This is a genomic window from Flavobacterium sp., from assembly GCF_049240005.1.
In the GTDB taxonomy this organism is placed as follows: domain Bacteria; phylum Bacteroidota; class Bacteroidia; order Flavobacteriales; family Flavobacteriaceae; genus Flavobacterium.
Genome location: NZ_JBMLTK010000087.1, coordinates 40,723 through 65,038, shown reverse-complemented (window position 1 = coordinate 65,038; position 24,316 = coordinate 40,723). Strand labels below are relative to the sequence as shown.

The 24,316-nt window shown below is 41.6% G+C and carries 23 protein-coding genes and 1 tRNA gene; 11 read left to right on the top strand and 13 right to left on the bottom strand.

Translation table 11 applies throughout. From position 1 onward, the window contains the following. Window positions 1-408: 408 nt before the first annotated feature. The 5 genes from ACOVQQ_RS09200 to ACOVQQ_RS09180 all read right to left on the bottom strand — a co-directional run bounded on the left by ACOVQQ_RS09200 (window position 409) and on the right by ACOVQQ_RS09180 (window position 7,922). Window positions 409-1,392, bottom strand: coding sequence for an acyl transferase (locus ACOVQQ_RS09200; RefSeq protein ID WP_421817939.1), 984 nt, complete (start codon window positions 1,390-1,392; stop codon window positions 409-411). A gap of 86 nt (window positions 1,393-1,478) precedes the next feature. Beyond that, complete coding sequence (locus ACOVQQ_RS09195; protein WP_421817938.1) at window positions 1,479-3,191, bottom strand: T9SS type A sorting domain-containing protein; 1,713 nt, start codon at window positions 3,189-3,191, stop codon at window positions 1,479-1,481. Between the two features lie 108 nt (window positions 3,192-3,299). Beyond that, window positions 3,300-3,623 (bottom strand): T9SS type A sorting domain-containing protein, encoded by a 324-nt coding sequence (locus ACOVQQ_RS09190; protein ID WP_421817937.1) that lies wholly within the window; start codon window positions 3,621-3,623, stop codon window positions 3,300-3,302. 278 nt (window positions 3,624-3,901) lie between these two features. After that, a complete protein-coding gene (locus ACOVQQ_RS09185; protein ID WP_421817936.1) occupies window positions 3,902-5,023 on the bottom strand; it encodes a hypothetical protein in 1,122 nt (373 codons plus the stop codon). 115 nt (window positions 5,024-5,138) lie between these two features. Then, window positions 5,139-7,922, bottom strand: coding sequence for a TonB-dependent receptor domain-containing protein (locus ACOVQQ_RS09180; protein WP_421817935.1), 2,784 nt, complete (start codon window positions 7,920-7,922; stop codon window positions 5,139-5,141). Between the two features lie 180 nt (window positions 7,923-8,102). Between ACOVQQ_RS09180 and ACOVQQ_RS09175 the strand changes: the two genes are divergently transcribed. Both ACOVQQ_RS09175 and ACOVQQ_RS09170 read left to right on the top strand, forming a co-directional pair. Continuing rightward, the gene (locus ACOVQQ_RS09175) at window positions 8,103-8,786 is read left to right on the top strand and encodes a response regulator transcription factor (protein WP_094486429.1); all 684 of its coding nucleotides are present in this window, start codon (window positions 8,103-8,105) and stop codon (window positions 8,784-8,786) included. A 39-nt stretch (window positions 8,787-8,825) separates the two neighbouring features. Continuing rightward, window positions 8,826-9,881 (top strand): sensor histidine kinase, encoded by a 1,056-nt coding sequence (locus ACOVQQ_RS09170; RefSeq protein WP_421817934.1) that lies wholly within the window; start codon window positions 8,826-8,828, stop codon window positions 9,879-9,881. On the opposite strand, the gene ACOVQQ_RS09165 is transcribed toward ACOVQQ_RS09170, so the two are convergent. Further along, on the bottom strand, window positions 9,855-10,910 hold the full coding sequence (locus ACOVQQ_RS09165) for a glycosyltransferase (protein ID WP_094486431.1): 1,056 nt from the start codon (window positions 10,908-10,910) through the stop codon (window positions 9,855-9,857). The genes ACOVQQ_RS09170 and ACOVQQ_RS09165 overlap by 27 nt on opposite strands. Before the next feature lie 77 nt (window positions 10,911-10,987). On the opposite strand from ACOVQQ_RS09165, the gene trmB reads away from it, so the two are divergent. From trmB to ACOVQQ_RS09135, 6 genes are all read left to right on the top strand, one after another. Further along, window positions 10,988-11,659, top strand: a complete 672-nt coding sequence (trmB, locus tag ACOVQQ_RS09160; protein ID WP_421817933.1) for a tRNA (guanosine(46)-N7)-methyltransferase TrmB — start codon at window positions 10,988-10,990, stop codon at window positions 11,657-11,659. Between the two features lie 20 nt (window positions 11,660-11,679). Further along, the gene (locus ACOVQQ_RS09155; RefSeq protein WP_421817932.1) at window positions 11,680-12,357 is read left to right on the top strand and encodes a LysE family transporter; all 678 of its coding nucleotides are present in this window, start codon (window positions 11,680-11,682) and stop codon (window positions 12,355-12,357) included. After that, window positions 12,354-12,689, top strand: coding sequence for an MGMT family protein (locus tag ACOVQQ_RS09150; RefSeq protein WP_421817931.1), 336 nt, complete (start codon window positions 12,354-12,356; stop codon window positions 12,687-12,689). The genes ACOVQQ_RS09155 and ACOVQQ_RS09150 overlap by 4 nt, the downstream gene beginning before the upstream one ends. A gap of 232 nt (window positions 12,690-12,921) precedes the next feature. Further along, complete coding sequence (locus tag ACOVQQ_RS09145; protein WP_421817930.1) at window positions 12,922-15,375, top strand: TonB-dependent receptor domain-containing protein; 2,454 nt, start codon at window positions 12,922-12,924, stop codon at window positions 15,373-15,375. Between the two features lie 442 nt (window positions 15,376-15,817). Further along, a complete protein-coding gene (locus ACOVQQ_RS09140; protein WP_421817929.1) occupies window positions 15,818-16,921 on the top strand; it encodes a DUF4407 domain-containing protein in 1,104 nt (367 codons plus the stop codon). Between the two features lie 67 nt (window positions 16,922-16,988). Then, entirely contained in the window at window positions 16,989-17,738 is a 750-nt protein-coding gene (locus ACOVQQ_RS09135) for a hypothetical protein (RefSeq protein ID WP_421817928.1), read from the top strand. A gap of 6 nt (window positions 17,739-17,744) precedes the next feature. Here ACOVQQ_RS09135 and ACOVQQ_RS09130 read toward each other — a convergent pair whose 3' ends face one another. Genes ACOVQQ_RS09130 through ruvC form a run of 4 tightly spaced genes read right to left on the bottom strand, consistent with a single transcriptional unit; the run spans window position 17,745 to window position 20,582 of the window. Further along, window positions 17,745-18,107, bottom strand: coding sequence for an MmcQ/YjbR family DNA-binding protein (locus ACOVQQ_RS09130; protein ID WP_421817927.1), 363 nt, complete (start codon window positions 18,105-18,107; stop codon window positions 17,745-17,747). Then, window positions 18,104-18,868, bottom strand: coding sequence for a cyclase family protein (locus tag ACOVQQ_RS09125; RefSeq protein ID WP_421817926.1), 765 nt, complete (start codon window positions 18,866-18,868; stop codon window positions 18,104-18,106). Before ACOVQQ_RS09125 ends, ACOVQQ_RS09130 begins: the two co-directional genes overlap by 4 nt. Next, a complete protein-coding gene (hemW, locus tag ACOVQQ_RS09120) occupies window positions 18,865-20,037 on the bottom strand; it encodes a radical SAM family heme chaperone HemW (RefSeq protein ID WP_421817925.1) in 1,173 nt (390 codons plus the stop codon). The genes ACOVQQ_RS09125 and hemW overlap by 4 nt, the downstream gene beginning before the upstream one ends. After that, window positions 20,037-20,582, bottom strand: a complete 546-nt coding sequence (gene ruvC / locus ACOVQQ_RS09115) for a crossover junction endodeoxyribonuclease RuvC (RefSeq protein WP_421817924.1) — start codon at window positions 20,580-20,582, stop codon at window positions 20,037-20,039. The genes hemW and ruvC overlap by 1 nt, the downstream gene beginning before the upstream one ends. Window positions 20,583-20,635: 53 nt before the next feature. Here ruvC and ACOVQQ_RS09110 point away from each other — a divergent pair, with 53 nt between their 5' ends. Beyond that, a complete protein-coding gene (locus ACOVQQ_RS09110; protein WP_421817923.1) occupies window positions 20,636-21,559 on the top strand; it encodes a hypothetical protein in 924 nt (307 codons plus the stop codon). Beyond that, window positions 21,556-22,632: a glycosyltransferase gene (locus ACOVQQ_RS09105; RefSeq protein WP_421817922.1), complete on the top strand. Its 1,077-nt coding sequence runs from the start codon at window positions 21,556-21,558 to the stop codon at window positions 22,630-22,632. Before ACOVQQ_RS09110 ends, ACOVQQ_RS09105 begins: the two co-directional genes overlap by 4 nt. A 7-nt stretch (window positions 22,633-22,639) precedes the next feature. On the opposite strand, the gene ACOVQQ_RS09100 is transcribed toward ACOVQQ_RS09105, so the two are convergent. Beyond that, window positions 22,640-23,119 (bottom strand): hypothetical protein, encoded by a 480-nt coding sequence (locus ACOVQQ_RS09100; protein ID WP_421817921.1) that lies wholly within the window; start codon window positions 23,117-23,119, stop codon window positions 22,640-22,642. Beyond that, on the bottom strand, window positions 23,116-23,475 hold the full coding sequence (locus ACOVQQ_RS09095) for a hypothetical protein (protein WP_133063493.1): 360 nt from the start codon (window positions 23,473-23,475) through the stop codon (window positions 23,116-23,118). Before ACOVQQ_RS09095 ends, ACOVQQ_RS09100 begins: the two co-directional genes overlap by 4 nt. A 49-nt stretch (window positions 23,476-23,524) precedes the next feature. On the opposite strand from ACOVQQ_RS09095, the gene ACOVQQ_RS09090 reads away from it, so the two are divergent. Further along, the gene (locus tag ACOVQQ_RS09090; RefSeq protein WP_421817920.1) at window positions 23,525-24,031 is read left to right on the top strand and encodes a DUF456 domain-containing protein; all 507 of its coding nucleotides are present in this window, start codon (window positions 23,525-23,527) and stop codon (window positions 24,029-24,031) included. 152 nt (window positions 24,032-24,183) lie between these two features. On the opposite strand, the gene ACOVQQ_RS09085 is transcribed toward ACOVQQ_RS09090, so the two are convergent. Then, window positions 24,184-24,257 (bottom strand) — tRNA-Asp (locus ACOVQQ_RS09085). Window positions 24,258-24,316: the final 59 nt, after the last annotated feature.

Genomic DNA, 24,316 nt, shown 5'->3' with positions numbered 1-24,316 from the left:
CCTCAAATCATCTATTTATTTTTAGTTAAAGAATAGCCTTTCCAGCCTAGATAAATAATCAAACTTTAAAACATTCTCATACCCTAAAAGAGTTCTGAAAGAGAATTGCTTTTTGTTTCAATTGTCTATAGCATTGATTATCAAGGAAAGGTATCTGTAGAATACTTCTACTTTCAATTTTGAAAAGTAAAACCAATTGGTTTGTCTCACAAAGCGAGACGTTTAAAGCCAGTGAAGTTGCGTGGTAACGATTTTCGCGGCCGTGACTGCAATGGAAATACAGCCGACGCGGTGGCGTGTGACGGCAGTTTTGGTGCAGCGACCAACGGAAGCTGTAACAAAGCGGCCCCGGAACCGCAAACGTGAGGTTGTATTGCAATGAAAGGCGCGAAATGCCGCCCAAAAAAACTACTGAACCAGTAAATTACAGCCTCGGATGTCGGCGTTGTCGAACCGACCCAATACTTCGAACGAACCGTTTTCGAATTTTTTTCCCAGATCTTGTGTGGCAATAAACGAGCACGAATACACATTAGCCAAATCGATGACGTTAATGCCGCCACTGCGCCCCGCTGGCACAAATTGCAACGGATCTTGTACTTCGCGTATGTGCACATCCATCCAAGGCGGACACTCGAAAATGCCTTTGCCAAGGGAATAGGCTTGCGACAGTAATTCGGTCATGCCATACTCCGAATGAATGTTTGATACACCAAATCCGGCACAGAGCAATTCGTGCAATTCGGATTTCACGAGCTCTTTACGCCGACCTTTCATGCCGCCGGTTTCCATGATTATCGTGTTCTGTAACTTGAACGTTTGCGTTTCGATGAGGTCGAGCAGGGCATAGGTAACGCCAATGAGTAGAACATTTTTCCCGGAACGGTCGTACGCCAGTAGGTTTTCGATAAGCTCCTGATTTCGATTTAGGTAGTAGCCCGATTCGGGTTGTTGCGAACGTGCGATAAGCTCGTCGACCATAAAAATGAGCGATGAATCTTGGCGTTCTTGGTAGGAGGGAAGCAAGGCGAGGATGATGTAATCTTCGGGGTTTCCGTATTGCAGCTGAAAGGCTTGTAAAAAGCTCTCGCGGTAGATCTCGACTTTTGCAACCGGATGTTTGCTTTTGCCGGTTTGTGTGGTTCCGCTGCTGCCAAAAACGATTTCTGGCTGGCAATCGGTTGTAATAATGTGGTGCGATTTAAAGAATGAAATGGGCAAAAACGGAATTTGTTCGACGTTTTTTACCACATCGGGTGTTCGTTTCAATAGCGTGCAAAATTGCTGGTAGGTGGGCTGGTTTTCGAACTGGTACCGAAATACTTTGAGCGCGAGTTTATCGAACTCTTTTTTGCTGCGAATGGTAAACGGATTGCCTTGGAATTCTTTCACCTGGTAAAATTATAAAAGTTTAAGTGGGTACATAAAAAAACTCCGATACTTTCGTACCGGAGTTTTAAATATTATGAGGTAAGGAATTACTTCACTACGAACTTCACGGTAGCTGTTTTACCTTCTTCAGTAATTTTAGCTACGTAAACGCCGCTTCTCAGCGCTGATACGTTGATGTTGTTTGTAGCAGTAGTAAGGTTTACTACTTGTTTTCCTACGATATCGAAAATTTGTACGTTACGCTCTGCGTTAGCAGCAGTTTCGATGTTTAAGATACCATTTGTAACTGGGTTTGGATATACTTTTAAGCCAGAGATAGCCGTTTGCTCATTTCTTGTAAGAACATCGCTAGGAGCTAAACCAATACGAAGTGCATCGATAGTCATGGTTGGGGTTGAAGTGGCGCTATCTTGTCTTAAGATGAATCCGTTAATGGTTGTAATTGCTGTTGCTGGCACTACTTCGAAAGTTGCTGGAGTATTCGCGTTGAAACCAGCTACAGTTGGGTTAAACCAGTATTTGATAACATTATTAGCGAAGTCGTAACCTACAACAACTAAAACAGGGTTGTTTAAATCGTAGTTGTTGGCATCCCACTGTCCGTCAGCGATATTAGCTGAGTTTGAACCACCTAAGTTGAACTGATTTCCAGCCTTACGGATGAAAATACGAGCAACGTAATTTGTACCGCCTGGACTTAGTGTTGCGAAATAAGTTGGATTTCCGGAAGTTGCGGTATCGGGTACGTTAGAATAGTCGGTTACATTTAACAGGAAAGAAGTATAGATGAAATCAGCAGTAACTGGTTGAAAACGCAAAGCTGCTTCAGCTCCAGTACCCGCAAAGGTTAAAGAATTTCCTACTTCTGCAACACCCGCATATGCCAAGTTTCCTGCTTGAATGGTTGGATTGTCTCCGGTATTGAATGTAGTCCAAGTTCCTACAGTATTTAATTCCGCACCTGCAGAATAATCAAAAGGTTCGTTAATTGGTAAATCCAAAATGGCATTACATTGCGGACTAGCAATAGTTGCGCTCAAATCACAGTCGCCTCCAGTAACAGTAATAATAAGAGCAGTACCTTCGCTTACTCCAGAAACGGTAATAGTTCCTGTAGCAGCAGTTGAAGGATCATCTCCACTAACTGTTCCTGCGTTTGTGCTAATTGTCACTGCGGTATTTCCTCCGCCTGTGAAGGCTAGTGTAGCCGTGTAGGTGTCAACTTCGGCTGTGTTCGCATCGCAAGTTGCTGAAGAAGCTCCTAGGGCTAACGTACAAGTTGAACCACCGTTACTAAGTTTTACGTCGTCAATTCGGATCTGAGCCGTTGAAGTAGCTCTCCATCGTAGTGACAGAGTAGCAGAAGGAATGATTTGATTTGCATCAGCTACAACAAGTTGCCAAGCACTTCCCGTTGCAAGCGTATACGTTATAGGAGTCCAGTCTGTTGCGTTTGTCGATTGCTCCAATATCAATGCGCTAGTTCCTGTGTAGCCAAACGATAACGTTATGTTTTCTTGACTGTAAGAAGCTGTGTTTAGCCCGTCGATTTGAAAGAATTCAGTATCGGCATTAAAAAATATGTTTCCTGAACCCGATGCTCCAGAATATCCTGTCGAGGCTGCTGTAGCACGAGCATCTGCTGTACCGGTAAAGACAAATGGTGCAGCATTTTGAAAGGTGTGTGCTGCAATGGCTGTAGTTGCAGTTGGTGTTCCCATGTTTTCAGAAAAGAAAACTTGTGCAAACGATGTCAAACCCGCAAACAACACTAAAGATAAAGTGTAAAGTTTTTTCATTTTAAACTTATTAATATTTTATGCTGCAAAGATAACGACGATTTTTGCAGTAATGCAAAAAAGCCGTGTAAAAGAATCGTTATTTATGATTTTGGGCGGGTTGGCTAACTACTTGACGATCAGTTTTCTTGTGGCAGTAGCCTCAGCTTCTCTGATTTTGATAATGTACACGCCAGGTGCTAAGGAAGAAACGTTAAGTTCTTTAGTCGTTAGCGTAGTGTTAAGCACTTTCTTTCCTAGCACGTCGAAAATAGTTACCTCTTTCTCTAAGCTTTGCTTGGCAGTGGTAATGTAAATTTTGCCATTGCTTACAGGGTTCGGATAAAAATTCAAACCTTCGATATTGGTCAATGCCGATTTACCGTCTTGTGCTTGGACACTGCCCGCAGCAAGAAGTAAAAAGAAAACGAATATGAAGTATATTTTTTTCATCACGCAAAAGATAGTGTAAAACTACAATTTTTATTTCAAAATCCGTTCCAAAAATAATTTTTTGGGATAATTGATTGTTTTTTTGGTCGCATGCCGCTCTGTACCGCCGCGGCACCGCGCTTTTTGCTGCCCTAGATAGCTGTCGGGGTACCATTCTGCAGGCGGCGGTTGTGGTAAGATTTCTGCTGCAATCGCTTGTGGGGGTAATCGTGTTTACGTGTGTGCAAAAAAAATGGCCGCCCGAGAGCAGCCATTTTGGTAACTAATTCTAATAACTACTATAAGTTTCTTAACCAAGTTCCGTTGTTAAATGGGCTAACATTGGCACCGCTTGCATTAGCATTTACACTTACCATGCTGTCGATATTAACTGTACTGTTAGCAATACCGTTTCTGGTCAAAGCAGTAATAAAAGTAATGTTCGCATTATTTATTTTCAATGTTAAATCGGTGAATTGGTCTAACTGATTTCTCAAATCTACTCCGTATCCAACATTTGTAGCGACTACATTTGTAATAGTTCCAGCTGTTCCTTCTTTGAAATTGAAGGCAGCTTTTGTAGCGTTACCAGATCCAACGATAGTTACATTGTTAACCGTTGCATTAGCGCGTGGCGTTCTGTTAAATTCCCCTGGTAAATTAGAACATTCAAATGCGAAGTCGCCGTTTGCAGGTTGTTTAACCCATACATTGTTAATTGTTCCTGTGTAACCGCGATCCCAGTCAATGCTATCGTCTTCACAACCAAAAGCTGCAAGGTTAGTAGCATTTACAGTTCCTCCAAAGAATTCAAATCCGTCGTCAGCACCTTTGTAAGCTTGTAAATTTTCCAGGATAGTTCCACTTCCTACACCAAAGAAAGAGAAGGCATTATACTCTGCTGTTCCACCTGTAATTGCTGCACCAGCGTATTCTACACGCACATAACGCAAGATTCCTGAATTGTCTGCAGGTATAGTTCCACCGTATATTAACCCTCCGGCTTCTGCGATTTCAGTACCACCTGCTACGTTTAAGGTTGACTTACCATTTAAGATGATACCTCCCCAAGCACCAACTGAAGCAGACTCAGCTGTGAACACGATAGGTGCACTTGCAGTACCTTCAGCGATCAACTTTCCACCTTGTTCAACGATTAGGTAATTAGCGCCTATTGCTTGGTCTGCAGCGGTAACTGTAAAAGTTGTTCCTGCTTCTATTGTAAGCGTAGCTCCCGACTTCACAACAACAGCACCTTTCAAATTGTAATCGCCTTCTGGAATGTTTAAGTCTGTAGCAATTTCACCTTGTAGAACTGTCCCTTCGAAATTAGGTACCGACGGTCCATTGTCATCAGATGAACAACTAGCTGCTACAATGGCTAGTGTAAGGGTAAATACTTTTAGAAAATTAGTTTTCATTTTTATGTTGTTATTAATTTTGAACAAAAGTACTCGCTACTACTAATAGGCACTTTAGGTTATCATTAAGCTTAAGTTATCAGTAAATCAAAACTTTATTAAGAAAAGTTTACCGCTAAAATGTGTATGTAAATTCTAAGTTAACATTAGTTCCCTGCGTGAGTCTGTTATTCACGTTGCTAAATGCATCTGGATTTGCAATTGCTCTTGTTGGATCTTGTGTGGCAAGTATTTCAGCATCGAGAAGATTGCGAACCGTTAAATTCAATTGGTACTTTTTCTTGAATGTATTTCTCCAAGTAAAATCTAAGGTATTTATTGGTTTTTGTTTAATGTCAGCAGCACCGTCTGTACCTACAGCATAAATTCGTTCCGAAAAGGTGTTGAAAATAAACGACACTTTCGATTCGGTGTTGGTGTTTTTAATCAAATCATACACGATATCGCCGTTGAATATAATGTCCGACGCACCTTGTAAAGATCGGCTTGATGAAGTAAGTCTAGGGAATTTTGTAGGGTCTGCTTCTTCTTTAGACTTCATGAAGATCGCATTTAAACCTAGATTAAATCTTTTTGCCAAAGCGTTTTCCTTAAAAAGTAGATCTAATCCGAAATTTGACTCAACTTCTAAACCATACAAGGTTGCACGGTCAAAATTTTCATACGAAGTTAGAAATCCAGTAGAAGTTCCCTCAAGTAAACGCGTTATCGGATCATTAATTACTTTACCGAAAATTGCTGCGGATAGTAAAGAGGAATTATTTGGAAAGTACTCATATTTTAAATCTACATTGTAATTCTGTGTATTTAAAAGGTCTTTGTTTCCAAAAGTGAAATTCCCGTCTCCATCTTGATATCTAAAAGGTAAGATTTCTCTAAATCTTGGCTTCGTAGAGGTTTTCGACGCAGTAAATCTCAAGTTTGCCTTATCTGTTAATAGATATTTTAAGTTTAAAGCAGGATTAAAATCGATTGGATCGTATGTGCTTGTTTTCTTTGGCGCGGTAATAGCATCAGTTTCGTTTCTATATCTAGTCTCTCTAAATAAATACTCGATACGAACACCAAGATCAAGGATCAGTTTTTTCCAAGTTTTTGTATATGTTACGTAACCTGCTTGAATAAATTGGTTCACTTCAACTTCATAAGTTGGGTCAGATGTACTCTGATAAAATAAAGAGCCGTTTTGAAAATTTTGATTAAAGAAGCTCTGAGGATCATCCGTATTCATTGAAGTATCGGCTAAGTTTCCACCGCCATTTAAACGAATAGTACGGTTGAAAAAATTATAGTTCGTGAAGTCAGAGTTTACTCCAAACTTTAAATTATTGCGGTACAATTCGTCTTCTCCCTTTCCGAAATTCAAACTGTATTCAGCTTTCGCGTTGATGTTATTATTAACTAGGTTTGAGAAAAAACGGAACGGGTTAGCGCCGTTAAACGTAACAAAATCTGCATCGGCACCAACGCCTTCTGTAATTAAAATTTTACGGTCTGGCATATCGTTGATTCCCCTGGTTATGCCAATTCCATAATTGAATTCCGATTTTTTCTCATTGAAAAATAATGTTCCAAGGTGCTGTAACCCTATACTCGTGTTCTGAGAGTAAACAGCATCGCGTAAGAAGAACGGTCGATCTATCGTGATAAAGTCTGTGTTCTCACCTTGAATTTCTTCGATTCGATTTTCAGAATTCTGAAGAAAGATAAGATTGTTTGAAAACTCATATTTACCTGATTTTTTGAAAATTACAGATAAGAGAGCCGATTTCTGGGTGGTGTACGTGAATCTTCCCACTTGAAAATCTTTGAAAGCAGTTCCTTCCGTATTCAGGTTTCTGCGCTGTCCAGTTTGATTCAAATAATTGTTTCCAAAGTTCACATTTATAAGATAGCCTATTCTTCTATCGTTAGACAAGTTGAAAACATCTGTAGTGGTGAGTCCAAAGTTTGCAGTTACCGGTGCGCTATTTACTTCTGGAGTCCAAGAGGAATTGAATAAACCAAGCGATTCCTGTGGCGAAGCCGTATATCCTCGCGGATTATTCTCATTAAACACCGTTGGTATTTCTCTACTCTTCGAGCCAAATCCAAAATAATCGGATCCACTTTTGCCGTCCGTCTTAAAATCCTTTCCGAAAGTGTCGGTGTTGAAACCTGTTGATATACTTACTTTGGTGTAACCCTTCGACGGAATATCTTTGGTCCATACATTAATAGATGCACCCGCAAAATCCTGATATAAACTCGGATTGAACGTCTTAAATACATCAATATTTCGAACAATATCCGTTGGAATAAACTGTAACGGAATCGTTTTTAAATTTGGATCTGAAGGAATAAAATTCAATCCGTTGATTTGTAAATAATTGTAACGGTCATCTAATCCTCGGATAAAAATACCTCGATCGGCAACTTTTGATACACCACTAATTTTTGTTACTCCTTGTTCAACGTTCGATACACCCTTGCGTTGCATCTCTTGAGCGCCAATACTTTGCTTAATTTCTATGGCGTTCTTTTGGTCTAAGATTAGTGCATTTTGCTTTTCCTTATTAACCTGCTGAACGAGCACCACATCCTCTAACTTAACGCTGCCCGTACTCATCGCGCGGTTTATCGTTACCGTTTGGTTTGCGACAACAGTTACCGGAACCAATATTGTTTCGTAACCCACAAAACTAATCTCTACAGTATAGTTCCCCGGGTCAACAGCTAATTCAAAATTTCCGTCGATGTCCGTGGCCGTGCCAATTGTTGTACCTTTAAGCACAACATTTGCAAATGACATCGGTTCGTTGTTCACATCTTTGTCGGTGATTTTTCCTGCAATAGTTCCTTTCTGCGCAAAAGCCACAGTTCCAACTAACAGAAAAAATACGCTTAAAAAATTCCTCATGGAAGTGTTGTTTAAATTTGGTGCAAAGGAATGCTTATCGTTTTAGCTCCACGTTAAGACAGCGTTACCAATACATTTGTTAAATATTAACAGAATGTTAAGTCTTTAAATTACAGTAAAGCCTTCTGCTGAGCTCTTTTTTATCTTTACATTTACAATCGCTAAAACCAAAGTTCACGTATGAAAAAGAAAGATATTCGAATCTTACTCGTTGATGATGAGGCAGATATACTTGAGATTGTAGGTTACAATTTATCGCAAGAAGGATATCAAATTAGTACGGCTGCCAACGGAAAAGAAGCCGTTGCAAAAGCCAAGAAAGAGTTGCCCCATTTAATTATTATGGATGTGATGATGCCCGAAATGGACGGGATGGAAGCTACAGAAATCATTCGCAAAACACCAGAACTCGCCAACGTAATTATCACCTTTCTTACAGCGCGCTCCGAAGACTACTCGCAAGTAGCAGGTTTCGATGCCGGTGCCGACGATTACATCACCAAACCCATAAAACCGAAATTGCTCGTTTCGAAAGTAAAAGCCTTGTTACGCCGATTGAAGGAAAGCGATACCAATTCCGAAAAACTCAACGTAGGCGGAATCGAAATTAATCGCGAGGAATACAAAATTGTCAAAGACGGCGAAGAAATTGTACTTCCGCGAAAAGAGTTCGAACTCTTCTACCTTCTAGCGTCCAAGCCAGGCAAAGTTTTTAAAAGAGAAGAAATTCTCGATAAAGTTTGGGGCAACGAAGTGATTGTTGGTGGCAGAACCATTGATGTTCACATCCGAAAACTGCGCGAAAAAATCGGTGAAGATTTCTTTAAAACCATAAAAGGAGTAGGGTACAAGTTCGAAGTATAATAAAACTTTGCACCTTTGCACCAACTCTTTTAATACAGCATGAATCTTACTTTCAAGAAAACGTATCGCTTTGCAGGTAAGTCGTCCTTGTACATCACCTTATTTGCAACTGGTTTTGTAGGTTTTCTCAGTTGGTTTTTTTTCCTTCCAAAAGCGCTGCCGTTCCTGTGGTTTTTGCTATTGTTTGCACTGGCCGTTTATACGTTCTCGTTTTTTGTTATTCAATACCGCGTTGAAGTCTTTATCTATAGAAGAGTAAAAAAAATCTACGACGACGTGTCGTTCCTCGAGTCGAGTTCTTTTCGAAACCAACCCATCACTACCGATATGGCTACGCTTACGCGCGAAGTGAAGAAATTTGCCATGGACAAAAAGATGGAAATCGAAACCTTGAAAGTACGCGAAGAATACCGACGCGAATTTCTCGGAAACGTTTCCCACGAACTAAAAACTCCGCTGTTCACTGTACAAGGGTATTTACTCACGCTACTCGACGGCGCTATGAACGATAAAAACATCCGCAAAAAATACCTCGAACGCGCCGAAAAAGGGGTCGAACGACTCATTTTTATCGTGCAAGATTTAGATATGATTTCGAAGTTGGAGTCGGGCGATTTAAACCTCAATCTCAGTAAGTTCAATATTGTCGAGTTAGTGCAAAACGTGTTTGATCTGTTGGAAATGAAAGCTGAAGAAAAGAATATTCTTTTGTCTTTCGACAGAAAATATCCGCGTCCGATTCGTGTTTTTGGCGATCAAGAGAAAATTCAACAAGTTCTTGTAAACCTGATTGTGAATTCCATTAAATACGGAAAAGTCAACGGTTCGACCGAAGTAGGTATTGAAAGCCTAACCGACAATAAAATTATTGTTCGCATCAAAGACGATGGTGAGGGCATTGAACCGCAGTACATTCCGCGTTTATTCGAACGATTTTTCCGCGTAGATAAAAGCGGGGCACGTGCCGAAGGCGGTTCGGGTCTGGGCTTGTCGATTGTAAAACACATCATCGAAGCACACGACGAGAAAATTTACATTGAAAGTGAATTCGGAAAAGGTTCCGAGTTCTCATTTACTATCGAAAAGGCGGAATAATTTTTTCCAATTTACGTCGCCATCAACCTTCGGAAACCCAGCGTATAACTTTATTTCGTTGAGCTGTTTAAGCTCGAAGCGTTCCTGTTTTTCCATCGGCGCCATTCCCAAACGTTTGCATCTCTTTGCCAAATACTCCTGCTCAAATTGCCCAGGCGTTGGAATTAAAAATGCCGAAAGTTCAAGCTTCGCCAAATCCATCAGCGAAGTATAACCCGAACGGCAAATCAATAATTTACATTGCTGATACGCAAATTCGAGCTGTTCCGAAGTCATAAAATTATAGGTTGTCACATTTCCGGCAATCTGTGTTTTTTGCTCGGCTTCAATAATGCCACGTACGAGTAAAACCGAACCGTTGAAATCCGGAAGCTGCTTTTCCAAATGTTCTTGAAGTAAGCTGCGCTGCGGTTCCGGACCCGAAAGCACTATGCCTAAATCGTAGATTTTTTCAGTATCCACTTTTTCAAATCGACTCAAAACACCAATATGTTTTACGCGCAGCGAACGGTCGTTGCTTTTGCCGAGTTTCCCCGAAAGGTTTTGCCCGTGTTGAAAATCGGGAACCCAGCATTCCGTAAATTTTCTAATCGCATTTTTATGTAAGGCCGTGCTCAACCACGAGGTGTTACCGCTTAAAACATTCAGTTGATGCGTGATGAAAACCGACGGAATTTTTTTACTGTATACTCCTAATCGATTGTCGGAAATAATCCCCGAAACTTCATTTTCTTTCAGAAAAGCTTTAATGATTTTCTTCTCCGTTAAAATAGCGTCGATCATCGCGGGTAAATTCGCTAGCATTTTCCATTTGAAATTTCTTCCTTCTTTGGCGTATTCAATGTTGTAGGAAGGGAGTTCCAGCTTTTGCAAGTCGGGAAATTCTTTGGTGAGTAGTTCCAAAGCCATGCCGTCGGAGGCAATGATTGGTTCGTAATCGAGCGCTTGCAAAGCTTTAATTATCGGGATGCAGCGCGTGGCATGTCCTAATCCCCAGTTTAACGGTGCAACAATTACGGTATTTGGCATCTTTATTTTTGTGCAAAGGTAGGTTTGCTTTGATAACTTTGCATTTCTTTAATCTTATCAAAACTTTAAGCAAAAGCGTGGGAAGCAAAAATAAACAGAAGCGATTTCAAGAGAACGAAACATTTAATAATGTACTACAGCCAAAAAGAGAAGAAGTAGTTGCAGGAAATTTTCCTTTGAAAGGAAAATGGAGTAAAGAATTCTTCGGAAACGACAATCCGATTGTAGTGGAATTAGGTTGCGGAAAAGGTGAATACACGATTGGTTTGGCCAAACGAAATCCGGAAGTGAATTACATTGGAATAGATGTGAAAGGAGCACGGTTTTGGCGTGGTGCTAAAACGGCAATCGAAAACAACCTTCCGAATGTAGCTTTCGTTCGAACACACATCGAATTAATTGATCAGATTTTTGCTGAAGCCGAAATCGCCGAAATATGGATTACTTTTCCAGATCCTCAAATAAAATACAAGCGAACCAAACACCGCATGACTAACAGCGATTTCCTCGAAAAATACCGCAAAGTGCTCGTGAAAGACGGTTTTGTAAACCTAAAAACCGACTCTGAGTTTATGCACGGATATACCTTGGGTTTGCTCCATGGTCTCGGCTTACCAGTACACTACGCCAACCACAATATCTATAAAAACGAAGGTGCTCCGGCAGAGGTTACTGAAATTCAGACGTTTTACGAGCAACAATATTTGGAAATTAACAAAGCAATTACGTATCTTCGGTTTAGCTTGTAACCCATTAATAACCAATAATTTTGTACGCCGCACTCCCTCTCTTATTGCCGGCATTTGTAGCACAACAAATAGTCTTACCCATTACTTTCGGTTTTGTAGCGGCAGTTATTGGTATCATTCCACCCGGACTCATAAACATGACCGCAGCGCGTATCGCCCTCGATGAAGGAAGAGTACGTGCAGTTATGTTTGCGCTTGGAGCTACACTCACAGTGATTTTCCAAACGGTAATTGCATTGATTTTTGCACGCTTTATCGATGCACATCCCGAAGTTGTCATCCTGTTGCGCGAAATCGGATTAGCTATTTTTATTCTGCTAACCATCTATTTTTTTAGTCGTGGAACGCACAAACCAAAATCGGCTAAAGAGGTGAAAGTGCGTTCAAAAAAAGGCCGATTCTTTTTTGGTATGTTGCTTTCGGCCATCAATTTCTTTCCGATACCATTCTACGTAATTGTTAGCGTTAGCTTGTCGTCTTTTGGGTATTTTGACTTTGAAAACTCCGAGATTGGAAATTTTGTTACCGGAGCAGCGGTTGGTTCTTTTATGGCTTTCTATTGCTACATCAGTTTGTTTTCGAAGTTGGAAAGCAAAACAGCAGTAATTCTTAAAAACATGAATTACATCATTGGCTCGGTAACAGGTTTGGTTTCCATCTTTACCATCATTAATATATTGGAATATTATTTCGGATGAGTCAAGACGATCCTTTTTTCGAACGTGTGTATGCAGTTGTACGTCAAATTCCCGAAGGTCGGGTAAGTACGTACGGCGCTATCGCCAAATGTTTAGGATCGGCCAAGTCGGCTCGTGTTGTAGGTTATGCCATGAACGCCGCGCACAATCTGCCCGACGTTCCTGCCCATCGCGTCGTAAATCGCATTGGTTTACTCACCGGGAAACATCATTTTCCAGGATCCAATCTCATGCAACAATTGCTTGAAAACGAAGGAATTCGCGTCGTAGATAATCAAGTACAAAATTTCGAAAGTGTCTTTTGGCAACCACCCATGCCCTCAGATTTTTAAAAAAGGCACATGTTTTCGCCTACGCACATCTGATTTAGCTCGTAGGTTTTAAAATTCAGCGATCTATTCTTCAAATCAATCTTCAGCTATTCAAAAAATAGCTTAGGCTGCAGCAGTAGCCTACTTTGCGCAAAATTCGCTATCGACGACATTTCCTAAAAAAATCTCAAAATAGCTGTAACATTTTCTAAAGCGCAGCGTCTATTCCACATCATCAATCAAATCAATCCTCATGAAATCACTCGTACTAGGGCTATTTTTGCTCGTTTCAGCCAGTGTGTTTTCACAGAAAACGCCGGTTAAAATTACGGTTAACGCACCGCTTTCTAACCTCTCTTGTGAAAAAGACGAAGAACTTCGAACCGTAACGCTCGCGCGAGCCGACGGTTCTTCACCCATTATCTTTAACGTACTCGGCTGTAAAATCGAACGCGAACTAAATCTCGAACCAGGCAACTACGTAATCGACGTTACCGCACTCGACAGCCCCATTCAGTCGCAAAAATTTGCTGTCAAAGCCGGCGAAACTACCATCGCTTTGCCCGACTTAAAACTCGAAACAAAAACACAGCAACTCGCCGAAGTTACCATCACTGCCAAACAAAAGAAGTTCATTAAAATCGATCCCGATAAAACAACCGTCAATGTAAAAGACAACGGCATGCTCAATTCCGGTAATGCCATGGACGCGGTTCGACGTATTCCCGGTGTGGTGAAATCGCCTGGCGGCGGACTCACACTTAACGGACGTGGCGTTCAAATTTACATCGACGGAGCGCCAAGCACCTTAACAGGCCAGGATTTAGAAAACTACCTTAACAGTTTGCCAGCGGGCGCTATCGAAAAAATCGAACTTATTTATAACCCAGGCGCTGCATTCGACGCAAATGCCAGCGGATCTATCATCAATATCGTTACCGCTTCACGCAAAATGAAAGGTGTTAACGCAAGCTTTAACATCAATTACAACTTCAACGAGTACCAAAAACCCAGCCCGCAAATACTACTTAATGGAAAAGTTAAAGAAGTAAGCTGGCAAACCATGTTCGGTGTAAACTACATCGAAAGCGAAAACCAAAATAACAGCACGCAAACCTTCACCACTTTAACGCCACCGGTTACGCTCGATCAGAAAAACTTTACGCAAACCATTAACCGAAATCTGTATTGGAGAACCGGTCTGAATTACCGCATAAACAATAAATCAAACTTGCTGTTCAATTACAATATGTCGGCTTCGAACGACGATAATTACAATACAAGCACGGCAACAGGCAACAGTATCGACTTCCTTAACAACGGTCTTACCGAAGAAAGAACAAATTTCCACGAAGCCAGTACACAGTACAAACTCAAACTCGACACCATCGGAAGTACCGTCGATGTTATCGCCTACGGAAATTACTTCGGAAGAACTCCTAAAAATAAATCGATTTCTCAAGAAGACGGCGCGCGTACCTTTAACAACAGCGACCTCAACTTCGATCTTTACAACTACTATCTTAAGTACGATTTCAACCTCCCAATTACCAAACTAAAACTCAATTTTACAACCGGAGGTAAATTCAATCACTTAAAGGTAACTAACTTCGGTCGCTACAATTTTGAAAGCACCAACGAAGACATCTTCGATAACGGAACTTTCACCGATGCGATCGATTTCGACTACCTAGAAACCAACCTCGCTTTCTATGCCCAAGTCACCAAAAGCATCAAGAAATTCTCGTTTACAGCAGGTATTCGATTCGAAGATTTTAACGTAACCCGTAATGCATCAACCGTTGCCAACGAAATTAAATTTACCAACACCAACTTGTTTCCGAGTATTTCCCTAAACTACCGATTCAACGATCAGCTAAACCTTAACTCGTCGTACAACCGAAAAGTGAATCAGCCCGGATATACCAACATCGATCCAAACAACAATTCGCTTTTTAACCGCTACAACGCCAGCGAAGGAAACTTGCTGCTCGCACCTGTATTCTTCGACAACTTCAGCGCTACATTCTCCGCTTTCAACTACATTCAGTTGGGTGTAAACTACAGCGTTTCTAAAGATGCCAACCAGTTTGTAATCGCTGCCGAACCCGGCGAACTCGTTGCCAACAGAACGTTCGTGCAAATCGATCGCTTTAAAACCTTCTCGTCGTATATCAATTTCCCTATTCCACTCGATTACATCTTTAAAGGTAAAAACGAGTTCAATACCCGAATGGCAAATCCGGATAAAATGAACTACATCTATGCCAATATCGCGTATCAAAAAACTACAACCGACGGATTTTCAACAGGTTTTAAAAACGACGGAGTATTTACGTACGGCGGTCAAGCGCAAATTCAATTGCCGTATGATATCGTTTCAACGCTTAATTATTTCTATGTTCCAACAGGAATTTGGGAAATTTATAAGGTTACAGAACCAATTCAACAGTTCGATATTTCACTCAACCGCGATTTTATGAACAAAAGGTTAAAATTAGGCGTGCATTGTTTCGATTTGTTCAACATCAATAAAACAACAGCCCTAATTCCCGGTGAAAATATTCGCTCAACTTTTTACGAAAAGCGCGATTCACGAGTGTTCCGCGTTTCGCTAACCTATAATTTCGGTAACCTTAAATTGCAAAAAGACAATACCGACATCAACACCGATAAAATAAATTCAGGCGGTGGTTTGTTAAAATAATTTCCAACCTGTGTTCGATTTAAAAATTGCGGTCAGAAAACAGATAAATGGTTGATTACAAGGCGGATTTTTATTGGGATACTGTAGTATCGCAAAAAAATCTAACGAAGTAGGCAGCCGTTTATTTGTTTAGCTTGGATGTTGTTCCTTTCCATTGCTATTTGATTTTACAATTTGTTGATTTCAAGCGATCTGACAAAGATTTTTAATCGAACTCAGGTTTATAGATTTTTAGGGCAGCAATTCCCGCTTTTCATTGCAAGTCAAGTTGTTTGGGCAGCTTCGGTTAAGGCAGTAAAGTAGCTTCCTTTGGTCGCTCTTTTCCGCCAAACCGCAGTCTGCCCAAACTTCCTTGCCTTTCCATTGCAATCGGGGCTGCAACAATTGTGCAAAAAAATTTGGCGCGCTATTTGTATTTCGTGCATCATCAATCTCATCAATCATGTTAAAACGATTTTTTATTCTGTGTTCCGGTGCCGACCGTCAGCTGCTCGATACATGCAGCGAAGGCGAACAAACCAAATACGTGGGAATTGGCGCCACCGTTTTCTTTACCGCAGTAATGGCGTTTCTTGCCGCTACTTACGCACTATTCACGGTGTTCGATAGCATCTATCCAGCCGTAATCTTTGGTTTGGTTTGGGCTTCACTCATTTTTAATCTCGACCGCTACATTGTTTCTACACTCAAAAAACGCGACAGCTTTACCAACGAAGTTTTACAAGCCGTTCCCAGACTCGTACTCGCCTTAATCATCGCCGTTGTGATTTCAAAACCACTCGAAATTAAAATATTCGAAAAAGAAATCGATGCCGTACTGCTTTCCGAACAAAACAAACTCGCCTTGCAAAACAAAAAAGAAGTACAAACCTATTTCGCAGCCAATTTGCAAGACATCAAATCCGAAACCGACAGCCTGAAAGCGCAACTTGCCGCCAAAGAAAAAGAGGTAAACGATTTGTATAGCACCTACATCGCCGAAGCCGAAGGAACCAAAGGCACACTTAAAATCGGAAAAGGCCCCGTGTTTAAAGAGAAAATCGCCAAACACAATACGGCTAAATCCGAACTCGATTCGTTGCGAAAAATAACCGCCGCTAAACTCGCTACACTAAACGAGAACAAACAAAAACTCGAAACCGAACAAGAGTCGAAAATCGCACAGGGAAAACCGATTATCAATAAGTACGACGGACTCATGGCGCGCATCCGTGCCTTAAACGATTTGCCCGCACTGCCGTCGCTATTTATCATGCTTCTTTTCTTGTGTGTAGAAACCGCACCGATTTTAGCAAAACTACTTGCACCAAAAGGCACGTACGACTATCTACTCGAAGAAAGCGAACTCGCCGTTAAATCGCGCGTGGAAGAACAAATTCGCGAATTAAAACTCCTCGAAAAAACCTACGAGCAAATCCAAAACGAATCGTTTGCCGCACTAAAAACCGACGAACAATTGGCTTCCGAAAGCAAAAAAACAGGAAAAGAAATTCTGTCTGGAAAAATTCAGGCATTTGGAAAAAAATATGCGCAAACGCCTCTATAAGATTTGTTAAATGATGTGTTCTGAAGAAAATCGGGATTTAATTTTGCAGCACTAAAAACAAACAACATTGTCACGTGTTAATCGAATTTCAAGTATTTTCTTTTTCACTTTCCTTTTTTCTTTAAGCTCTTTTTCGCTTTACGCACAACAAAATTTATTTAACATTCCGTCTGGCGATGTTACACCCGAAGGAAAGATTTTCTATCAACATCAGTTAAACGTCTATCAACACAAGCTCGAAAGCAAAGGACACTTTGTGTATGGTTTAGGCAAAGGTTGGGATGCCGGTGTTAATTTAGTAGGTAAAGGCGCGTACTTTACCGAAGATTGGCGTTTGAGTTACAACAGCGATGCCAACAGCGGCTCCGTATACCCAAATTTGCTGGCTTCGTTGCAAAAACAAATTAAATTAACCGACAAATTGTACCTCAATGCAGGCACGCAAATTGGTTGGAACCTGAGTAATAAACTCAACAACAAAAACCTGAATTTTTTCAGTTACGGTTTGCTAAGTCATAAAATTGGCGAAGGTTCAAAAGTTGCAGTTGGTTTGTATCACGGTAATCGAATGTTTTTGGGCAATGGCAACGATACAGGCGTTTTGGTTGGCTACGAGTTTAAACTATCTAAACGCTTTTATCTTATGGGCGATTGGATTTCGGGCTCGAACAATGAAGGTGCGGCTGTTATTGGAGGCATGTACAACATCTCTAAACGCGTTCAAATATGTAGCGGCTGGTTGCTGCCAAATTCGCAAAACCCAAAACCACAAGGTATTGTGCTTGAGATCAATATTTTGGGTTGGAACTTGTGGTAAACGCAATTACGATTGTAACTGCTCTCGAACAGCCTTTGGCAATTTAGCTACAATTAAATCGTACGAGTGGTTAATCATTTGTACAATTTCTTTGTCGGTAACATCCTGATTAGCTGCCACCGTATTCCAATGCGTTTTATTCATGTGATAACCCGGCATCACAGCTTGATACCGTTCGCGTAATTCAACGGCCAACTCCGGATCGCATTTTAAATTGATTGTGGGTTGCCCGCCTTCCCAGCTTCCTAAACCTGTGGCTGCAAACATCTTATCGGCTACTTTTAAAACCAAAGTATCTTCATCAAACGGAAAATGTTCCGACGTTCCGGGTTTCGACAAGCAAAAATTTACAAAATCTTCGATATTCATAGCGCAACTAATTCATATAAAACGGGTTTACTCGGCGAAGCGTCGTTTTCTAACGAACAGATTTGCAAATTCAAAAAATACATACCATCAGCTACGGTATTAGGTACAAACACGAGTTCGGTTATTGTGGCATCAAATCGGGCATCGGCGTTTACTTGTTGCACATCGGTCACCTGCCAAAAAGTTTTGTGTCCGCGTAAGGCGCCGCCGTCTTGTTCCCGATCCACGCTCGGCAAATCGAGTAGTAAATGTTTCACGCCGTTTTCAACCAAAAGCGCCACCGCATCGGTATGCAAATACGGCGGATTGGTATTCGAGTACTTGCGCTGCAATTTCGAATCGTCGTTGGGTAAAGTTCTAACAACCAAAGCTTCTTGCCAATTGTTGTTTACCGCAGCAGCAATTTGTTCTCGCGTAATAATCAAATCTTCGTCTATTAAATCGGGCGTAACCGAAATAAGCGTACAGAAAAAATGAAACGTCTTTAAATAATCGTTTATGCTGTAGTGCTCCGCCGTGATGTGCCCCAAACATTCGGTATGCGTTCCGTGGGCATGCGGATTGATATGCAAATCGTAAAAATTGGTACTCGATTTTCCGCTGCGTACACTGCCGATAAAATCGCCCATAACTACAGGTTCGAATCGCGGCGCACCCTGATACCAAGCTACCGGATTCTCTGGCGTAGCCGCTAACGGCATCGAAATATCAATAGGTTTATTCAAATCTATTTCGTATTGCTGTTGTATCGTTACTTTCATGCGTTTTCGTTTAAAATTCCGTCGCTGGCGTCTAAAAAGAAATCGGCGGCTATGCCATCGGCAAAGAAAAGTCCTTTTTCGCTGATTTTCAAATGCGTATCGCTCATTTCAAGCTGATTTACAGCCAAGTACTTTTTCGCCTGCTTTAACAAAACGGCCTTTGCTTCCAAACCAAAATCTGTTTCATATGCCGAGAGCGAAATACCCTTTTCTAATCGCAATTGCGTCATTACAAATTCGTTATGCCGATCGTAAGTCGACAGCTTTTCCGAAGTCGAAGGTAAATTTTCTGCCGCGAGCGCCTTCACGTACAACACATTATTCGAAATATTCCACAGGCGTGTGTTTCCCAAATAACTGTGCGCCGAGGGCCCGATGCCTAAATACGGTTTTCCCGACCAGTACGAACTGTTGTGGCGCGAGTGAAAATTGGGTTTTCCAAAGTTCGAAATTTCGTAATGGTCGTAACCGGCTTCTCGCAGTGTATTTCGCACCAATAAAAACTGTTGTTCCAATGCTGCTTCGTCGGGTGCCGGAATTTCTCCTTTGGCAATGAGTTTTTCCAAAGCGGTTTTGTGCTCCACGGTTAAGGCGTAAGCCGAGATATGCGGAATCGAATAATCAATAAAATACTGCAAGGCGCGTTCTAAATCGGCACTTTCCGAACCGGGAATGCCGTAAATCAAATCCACCGAAATATTTTTGAAAAAATCGGTGCTGTTTTTCAAAGCATCGAACGCCATATTTGCATCGTGCGCCCGATTCATCAGTTTTAAATCGGCGTCTTGAAAGCTTTGTATTCCCAAACTTAGTCGGTTAAAACCCAATTGTATCAAGTCGTTACAATACGTACGTCCGTTGCTTCCCACCAAATCATCGGGATTGCACTCGAGCGTAATTTCTGCATCAGCATGCAAGCGATAGTTTTTTCGAATGCTTTCGAGAATGCGGTCTAATTCCGAAACGGGTAAAATCGATGGTGTTCCGCCACCAAAGTAAACGGTATCTACGGTTTCGCTAACAGCCAAAAACGAGTCGCGACGCAGTTCAAGTTCTTTTACCAACGCATCAACCAACGACGTTTGGTGCTTCAAACTGGTCGAAAAGTGGAAGTCGCAGTAATGACATGCCTGCTTGCAAAACGGTATGTGAATGTAAATGCCCGACATTAGGAAACGCGCCCCGAATTCTGTTTCACAAAAGCGTCCCAACCGCTGTAACTGCTTCCGCCTGTAACTTTTCCAGAGTTGAAATGGTGGCAAACGGCAGCGGCTAATCCGTCGGTGCTGTCCAGATTTTTGGGTAATTCTTTTAGGCCAAGCAATTGCTGCAACATTTTGGCTACCTGTTCTTTGCTGGCGTTTCCGTTTCCGGTGATGGCCATTTTTATCTTTTTCGGTTCGTATTCAATAATCGGAATTCCGCGTGATAAACCTGCTGCCATGGCTACACCCTGCGCACGCCCCAACTTCAACATCGACTGTACGTTTTTACCAAAGAAAGGTGCTTCAATGGCAATTTCATCCGGGTTGAACGTGTCGATTAATTCAATTGTTCGCTCAAAAATAAGTTTCAACTTTTTGTAGTGATCGTCGTATTTCGACAACACCAATTCATTAAGCTGAATAAACTTCATGTTCTTGCGCTCAATGGCAATTACACCAAAACCCATAATGGTTGTTCCGGGATCGATTCCTAAAATGATTTTCTCCATTTCTAAAGGCGCGTTTCTTTGAAGGCTATGGCACAATTGCGTTTCTTTGTAGCATGAGTGCACCGACAAACAAAACTAAGCAATTACTCACCGTAAGCCTTAAAATTGCTGTAGTTTCTTTGGCAATCGGTTTTACGATTTACAAACTGCAAAACAACAACTTTTCCGAAATTCAGGAATTCGCGTTAGATTATTTTGCAAAACTGAGTCCGTTTCTTATCGTTTTTTTGGTGTATCTCTCTTTTCAGAACCGCTTTTTGGAAATTGTGAAATGGCAAAATTTGGGTGCAACTGTAAAACCACTTTCCATACATAAATCGGCCGAAGAAGTTTTCGCAGCCTTTACTTTAGGAAGTTTCACACCAAACGGTTTGGGCGAATACGCGGGAAAAGCCTTATTTTATCCAAAGCAAGTACGATTAAAAATTGTTGCACTCAATTTGGTTTGTAACGGCGTGCAAATGTTTTACAGCGTACTTTTTGGCTTGCTGGCGTTTGCATTTCTCGGTTTTGTAAGCTTTTTGCAATTGGCAGGAATTCTTGTTGCAGCTGCGGCACTGCTTTTTGTACTGCAAAAAGTGAGTCGGCGTTTTCAATCAAAAGTGCACGATTTTTTCAAAGCAGGCTTTTCGGTTTCTTCGCGGGTGCATCAGCGAAATTTCTTTTATGGATTGTTGCGGTACGCCACGTTTACCTCGCAATATGTGCTTTTTTTGCACGTCGGAAATCCGCAAACCAGCGTGATCGCTCTTTATGCAGCTGTTGCCGCAACGTACTTATTAGCATCGTCGTTGCCTGCTTTTCAATTATTCGATTTTGCAGTGAAAACAGGTGTTGCTTTGCTGTTTTTTAGTGAATTGGGAATCGATCCGCAATTGATATTACTCATCACGTTGTTCATGTGGTTGCTCAATGTGGTGGTTCCTTTACTGATTGGAACTTTTTACGTACTTCGCTTTAAACCTCTCGACACATGATTGCAGCAATTCTGATTAGTTATGTTGCCGTTATGTTTGTTTTTCTGCGAAAGCAGACAATAAAGTACGAACAAACAAATCCAGAGCAAGCGCTTCCGCTGAGTGTTTTAATTCCGTTTCGAGGTTCGGTTTCTGAACTGAGCGGTTTGTTAAACGACCTCAACAACCAAGATTATCCATTAGAGAACGTGGAGGTTTTGATTATAAACGACAGTGAGCAGCCGCTACATCTAGCAACCAAGTCATTTCGTTTTTCTTTGCAAATAATCGATTCGCTTGCGCGGAAGGGTAAGAAAGCAGCCATCGATTTGGGAGTTTCGACAGCCAAAAACGAACATATTTTGTCTCTGGATGCCGATGTTCGTTTAAAAGCCACACACCTAAGCGGATTTTCACAGGCGTTTGCTGCCGGAAATGATGTAGTCGTTGGCGTGCTTCATTACAACGAACTACCCAAAAATTTTTCGAACTATTTTGAATATTACGAGTATTACGGCATGCAGGCCGTTACGCAAGCGTCGGTTTTGTTCGGAAACAGTTTGCTGTGTAGCGGCGCGAATCTTGGATTTACGAAAGCAACCTACGTAAAAACGCGTGCCATACGAACCGATTTCGAACTGGAAAGTGGCGACGATATGTTTCTGCTACAAGCGGCAAAGAAATTGAAACTAAAAATAGTCTTGGCATCGGGGCAGAGCAGCTCGGCTTTGTTGAACTATCAAACTAATTTACAGGCGGTTTTGGCGCAGCGCATTCGGTGGGGTGCAAAGTCGGTGGTGTATAAAGATGTCAGCGTGATTGCTTTTACGCTCCTCGTTGCCGCTGCGGTGTGGTTGCAAGTTTGGGTGCTGGGCGCGCTGCTTTTGGGAGTTATAAATGGTTTAGAGCTGTTTTTACTTTTTGCGAAGATTACAATCGATTTTTTACTGGTTTGCAAACATGCATCGGTTGTTGGGCAGCGGCCAGCTTTTCGCGTTGATGTGGTGTTGGCATATCCGTTCATAACGGCTTACCTCAGTTTACGGGCGCTGGTTGGAAAAACAACTTGGAAAAATCGATCGATAAATAGATAAACTGGTTTTAATTCCCGTTGATTTTTACAGGAACAACAAACGACGATGTAACCGGAACGCCTCGTTTTAGTGCGGGAGTGATCGGAGGGAAGTCGACCAAACGCGCTTGCAAGACCGAATCGATTACGGCTTGTTGCATTTCGGGAATACTGTCGCGGTGCGCTACTTCAAATTTTAATTCGGCTTTGTTGGTAATGGTAATTTTTAGTTTGAGTGTGTCTGAATTTGAAGCCGAGAGTTGCAGCGTATCGGCACTTAATTTTTGCTGAATAAGCGTGGTTATGAAATCGAAAAAGCATTGCTGCCGCTCGAATTTTTCGGTCAGTGCTTCACAATCGGCAACCGTTGGATATTCGTCGACTTGACGCCAATTTACCTGTTTTAATTCTTGTTCCAATAATTCGGTTTCCGATGGAACTTTTTTGGGCCAATCGGTGCAGCCAAGGAACAGGGAACTTACGAGTAGGAGAAGCAGCGACTTTCTCACGGCTTTGTTTTTCGAGAGTTCACGTAATCTTGGTACGATTTGGCCAGCCATTCTTGTTTCGATTTTTCGGCAGTTTCGCGTTCCGATTTGTACAATTTGCCCAAACGTTCGGAGTATGCCGCAATTTTACAAGTAAAGGTATAGTATTCTTCCTTGGTTAGCAGCGGATCTTTTCCGGTACGTTCAACAAAACTAAAAAACAGTTCGTCGAAATCTTTGTGTGTGTATGCCAGCACTTCTTTCTTGTATTTTTGATATAATCGCTCTTTAATAGCCGCATCTTCGTCGGTTGCTTGCGAAAAGCACAAAGTTGTCATCAACAAGAAAAATAGCAGTGCGAACTTATTCCATTTCATAGTAACTTCGTTTAACTTCGGTGGTTTCAAAAGTACAAATTTAACAGTGATGGATATTTTTTTGGTTATCGCGGGTTTTGTCTGTTGTTTGGCGGGAATTGTTGGCAGTGTTTTGCCGGCTTTACCGGGCGTAAGTGTTAGTTGGATTGGTTTGTTGTTGCTGCATTTTACGAGTAAATCGCCCGACAATTACTATTTGCTCACAACAACGTTGGTGCTTACGCTGCTCATTTCTTTTTTGGATTACTACTTGCCGAGTCGCGGAACGAGAGCGGCGGGCGGAAGTCGTTATGCGGTTTACGGAACCAACGTCGGTTTGCTGGTAGGAATTCTCTTTCCGATTCCGCTGGGATTTATCATCGGTCCGTTTTTGGGCGCTTTTCTTGGCGAATTTATCTTTGCCAAAGCACCGATTTCAATAGCAATTAAAGCAGCTTTTGGCAGTTTTATCGCATTAATGGGATCGATGGTAATCAAGGTGCTTTGTTCGATCTTGTTTTTGTTGATTTTCGTTTGGAAGTTTTACCAATACGAATTGATACGCTTGTTTCTTTAGGTACCAAAATCAAAAAAGCCCTCCAAATTAATGGAAAGCTTTTCATTGGTCTAACTACTAAACCTTCCGCCTCTCAGCGGAAAACAACACAACTATCTTTGATATCTTGGGCAAAAAAGCCTTTCTTGAATGAAAGGCTTCTTTACTTTTTGCGGTCTGGACGGGACTCGAACCCGCGACCTCCGCCGTGACAGGGCGGCATTCTAACCAACTGAACTACCAAACCATCGCATAATTGCGGTTGCAAATATACAAGCTTGTTCGTAATTCGCAAGCGTTTTTCGA